This window comes from Allocoleopsis sp. (genome assembly GCF_036703385.1).
Taxonomy (GTDB): domain Bacteria; phylum Cyanobacteriota; class Cyanobacteriia; order Cyanobacteriales; family Coleofasciculaceae; genus Allocoleopsis.
The window spans coordinates 1-4,333 of the sequence record NZ_DATNPA010000191.1; the positions used below are offsets into that span (position 1 = coordinate 1).

4 protein-coding genes are annotated in these 4,333 nt (G+C 43.3%); 3 read left to right on the forward strand and 1 reads right to left on the reverse strand.

Translation table 11 applies throughout. The annotated features are described in order from the left end of the window. Positions 1-1,337: 1,337 nt before the first annotated feature. The 3 genes from V6C93_RS09680 (at position 1,338) to V6C93_RS09690 (ending at position 3,603) form a co-directional block, all read left to right on the forward strand. Complete coding sequence (locus V6C93_RS09680; protein WP_333476448.1) at positions 1,338-2,093, forward strand: hypothetical protein; 756 nt, start codon at positions 1,338-1,340, stop codon at positions 2,091-2,093. 405 nt (positions 2,094-2,498) lie between these two features. After that, the gene (locus V6C93_RS09685) at positions 2,499-3,305 is read left to right on the forward strand and encodes a WecB/TagA/CpsF family glycosyltransferase (protein ID WP_333476449.1); all 807 of its coding nucleotides are present in this window, start codon (positions 2,499-2,501) and stop codon (positions 3,303-3,305) included. 130 nt (positions 3,306-3,435) lie between these two features. Then, a complete protein-coding gene (locus V6C93_RS09690) occupies positions 3,436-3,603 on the forward strand; it encodes a hypothetical protein (RefSeq protein WP_333476450.1) in 168 nt (55 codons plus the stop codon). A 471-nt stretch (positions 3,604-4,074) separates the two neighbouring features. On the opposite strand, the gene V6C93_RS09695 is transcribed toward V6C93_RS09690, so the two are convergent. Further along, positions 4,075-4,333 (reverse strand): hypothetical protein (locus V6C93_RS09695; RefSeq protein WP_333476451.1); only part of this gene is annotated, 259 nt, incomplete at its 5' end.

Sequence of the window (4,333 nt, forward strand, 5' to 3'; positions counted from 1 at the left end):
GCACCACAGTTGCATTTTGGGCGTACTCGGGTGGCAAAACTGTCAGCTATTTCCTTTTCCAAAGCTTTAAAAGAAACTCCGGAAGAATCTCGCAATTGTGGTCAAATAGCGAATTATAGATAGAGACCGTTTTATTGCTAACTTGTTCCCCCATTCTTTTTATTTTTGTGAACCAATTGATCTGGGGGTTAGATGACAACTTTAACTAGATTTTTACTAGATAATTAGCGCTGTTAGTTTTATTTATTGAATTGTTAATTTAGCGGAGAACGAATTGTCTATCGGAGAAAAACATGACAATCTAAGAAGACTTAACCCGGAGAGTCTAGACGCTTTTTTTTGTATTGAAAATAGGAGGAATGACTTGACTGCTATTCTCTGGGTTGATTAACCCAATATAGATAGCACGACTTTAGAGAATAGCTTGTCGGATAACTCCGCGTTTGTTGTGGCTAGAGGCATATTCTTTCCTCTCCACTACTAGCCGCAACCCTGACTTCGGTGGAATCTTGTTTCAATGCGGTTACGGTTTTTTTGACTTGAAGACACTCTTGTCTCGCTAATACCTTTGTAACCTGAATCTATAAAGGGTTTGTAAAAAAATTTAAAAAGAAAATAAAGAATGAATAAACTTTCTCGATGCTATTCGGCTTTCCCTGAATATCCAAGGGGCTGGAGAATAGGGAGGCTAGGAAACGACGGTATACGACTGGATAAGATGCTTTCACAGAACGTCGGCTTTGGGTTGCCCCCGTACTTCTAGTCGGAGGAGCAAACGCCTACGCGGCAACTTGGGTAATAGGTAATAGGTAATTATTCCCCATTAACCATGCTCGTGATTTATGTTATTAAAACTAGATTTTTCCAGTATATTTCCTCGACGATTGGTAGAGTAATGCTGACAAAAATGACGCAAGAGTTCAGTGATTCAGGTGTTAGTCCAAACTCCTGAACAATACTCAATAAAAACATTAGTGTGTGCTAAGGTCGATTCAGCTCTAAGATAACCGGCTAAGTTGGATGTCTAACGTTTAGTTCAAGTCGGTTGGGGAGAGCGTAAGCGTTACCCAACAGGCTAACCATAAAGTTGGGTTTTGTACCTCAACCCAACCTACTCTCGGTGAAATGCTCCAGAGACTGTTCTTGAGGTGCTTGCGATTGCGTTTTAACTAGAGGGGTGCTTACCGACTACAGAATTTAGAGGAATTAGCTCTTCTTGCCTCTGGACTCCCGTCATTTTTTTTCAACTCGCTCGCTCAATTTATCAATTAATTCAGCTATCTTCTATGCTAAGTAGGTCTTTCACCCTGGTTGTAAAGAAAGTACTAACCAATCCAATGTTGTATTCGCTTAGAGGGCTAGTTTGCCTTGCTCTGCTGTTAATGTTGAATGCTGGATGCTCCCAAGTGTCTTCAACCGTACAGCAATTACCCTCTTTAATCCCCAACTTTTCAACTGAAGCGAAATTTCAACTGCGTGTAGCTTCATCTGGACGTTTAGGGGTCTATACGGTAGAAGGCAGCACCAATCTTCCAGACGATAGTCGCGTCTCTATTGCGGCTGTTCGCACTCTGCGCCCCGATAAACCGGTCTCTGAAAACCTCAACCCAAATCTGACCTATTCAATTTTGGCGTATCAAGATGTCAGGGTAAATAAAGGGAAATGGCAAACTACCTTGAATCTTTGGAACGTTGCACCAGATGGTCGATTTCAAGAAGCTTGGCAACTAGAGCAGTCCAAACTGGGACTCTCGCTCAAGCCAGACCCTGAAGTAACGTTCATTGCTACTGTCGAGCCAACTGATGAGTTGTCGGAACTAGAATCTCGACTAGAGAAGCAGGGTATAAAGCTGGTTAGTAGCATTGTCCGCAATACAGCGGATGGCGAACAGTTTGTCCAGGTCCGTCAAGTGTTGCCCATTCCCTTACCGACGGGTCAAACGACTCCACCCGAACAACGATTGGAGGATGTTAACGGGGGTTGGGGGCCTCGATACTTGCTCATTCCTGAACCCCCGAATATTCTCAAGCTCGAAATGCCCAAAAACCGCCGAACGAATGCTCCGCTTTCACCCACCGAGTTGATGCAATAGAAAATTGCAATCTGCTGCACATTTAATCTTTACAATTGACATTTTGCTTTGCTGTCTGTCGTCACTAGTCAGTTGTCCATTGCTACTGACTATTAACCTCTCTTCATTGAAAATAGACCTCTGGATAGATACGCAAGTTATTAATTGTGCAGCATTTTATTGGTGAAACTTTCGCAACTATCTCTCGGCGGAATTTAACCTCCCCCCTCAAGTGGAATGAAGGAACAGTAAAGCTGCCTCGACGGCAAGTTAAAGAAATCGCAAAGTTGCATTGTCTTGCTTGAAAAACAACCGTACAAATTCGTATATTTAGCAGCAGTTGGATGATGTAGCTTGTTCGTTGACTTGAATTAGGGATTTTACCTACCCAAGTCGTTGGAATCTATACAAGTAGGACTGAGTTAGATGAACCGAGTTGAAATACTAAATGTGGCGATTGACAACTTGTCACAATCAGAGTTTCTGGAAAAATGCCAGAGTGGCATAGTCGTTACGCCTAATGTCGATCACTTGATGAAATTGCAAGGCGATCGAGATTTTTATCGGTCTTACAACTTGGCTACCTACAGAATCTGCGACAGTAAAATTCTATTTTTTGTCTCTAGATTTTTAGGCACACCTATCAAAGAAAAAATTTCTGGTTCGGATTTATTTCCCGCTTTTTACGAGTATCACAAAGACAACGAAGATATCAAAATCTTTCTTTTAGGTGCTCGGGAAGGGGTAGCTCTTAAAGCCCAAAATAAAATCAATACCAAAGTGGGTAGAGAAATTATAGTGGGCGCACACTCCCCATCTTTTGGCTTTGAAAAAAGTGAGGAAGAGTGCCAAAAAATCATTGAAACGATTAACCAGTCTGGAGCGACGGTTCTCGCTGTAGGCGTTGGCGCACCGAAGCAAGAGAATTTTATCTGCAAGTACAAGGATAAATTCCCGAACGTTAAGATATTCCTGGCGATCGGCGCAACTATTGATTTTGAAGCGGGCAATATCCAGAGAGCACCTAAGTGGCTCAGTGAGGTAGGGCTAGAGTGGTTGTATCGATTGTTAGCTGAGCCAAGAAGGTTATGGAAAAGATACTTGGTACACAGCCCTTCCTTCTTTTGGCTGGTTTTAAAGCAAAAACTGAATGTTTATGTAGACCCTTTCAAACGGTTTTCTCCTGTTGGTTCTGAGCCTAGTTCTCCCAAACAGATGGTCGAGACCCGTTAAGTCGATTCCAACGCTAACCCTCTTGCGTCATTCTCGGAAAATTTAACGATTTTACTGGGATACAGCCAACGGAAATTCAAGGCTTCACCCCGCTTTGGCCCAAGAGGGCTAATCTGAACGAGCTACCCCAATGCAGCGATTCATTCCAGCCGAGGAGAGAGGTTGGGATGAATTGCTGTATTGGCTTATCTTTCCTCTCTTTCCTCTCTTTCTCTACAGCGTTCAGCAAGTAGCGATCTGTGCGATCGCGATCGCCTCGCGTGGCTCATCCAATTCTTTCTGTGTTTACAGAAATTAAAGCAAAGCTCACCTCATTTATGAAGCATGTAGTGTTGGCGCTTTTAAGCGCCGTCTAGCTTCCTCATCAACTCTCTGAGGACGTCATTCAAGCTGCGTTCTGTCTTTTGGCAGTACTTTAGGAGCGAAGATTAGAGCATAGGTGTCAATTTAAGGCGGAAATCTTCATCGAGCCGAGCTTTAAGGACTTCATCGGGTGGGTTAGGCGCAGTCGTAACCCACCATTTTTTCCAAGCCAATCCGTTCTGCTCCCCTTAGAGGGTATCCTCCTTTCCATCAATCTGTTAGCGGCTTTACGCTTCAATTGACACCAAAGAAGGCTGTGGTTCTTACCCAGAATTCAATGCAACATTACAAGAACTTGGTATTACCACTCCTGAACTGAACTTTCGGGAGGTTTCGTGGCTTTTAAGTGCACCCAAAAAGACTCAAAATCACGTCTTTTTCGTCAGTCAACGAACTTATTGAAATTTTAGGCACGGGGATGAACTTGTAGTTCATCGCCCAATAATTTCAACTCAGTATTTGTTGGGGCTGCATAGGGAATGTTGGAGTTTTTATTGACATGATTAGCCACGATTCCCAAGGTCGGTAAGCGGAACGTGTTTAACTGATCGAGAACTTGCTTGACCACAGAACGACTCGTCTTACGGACTCCCACAACCAATAAGACTCCATCTGTATGAGCCGCTAGGAAATTGGCATCCATGCGGTTAAGAAGATGAGACGTG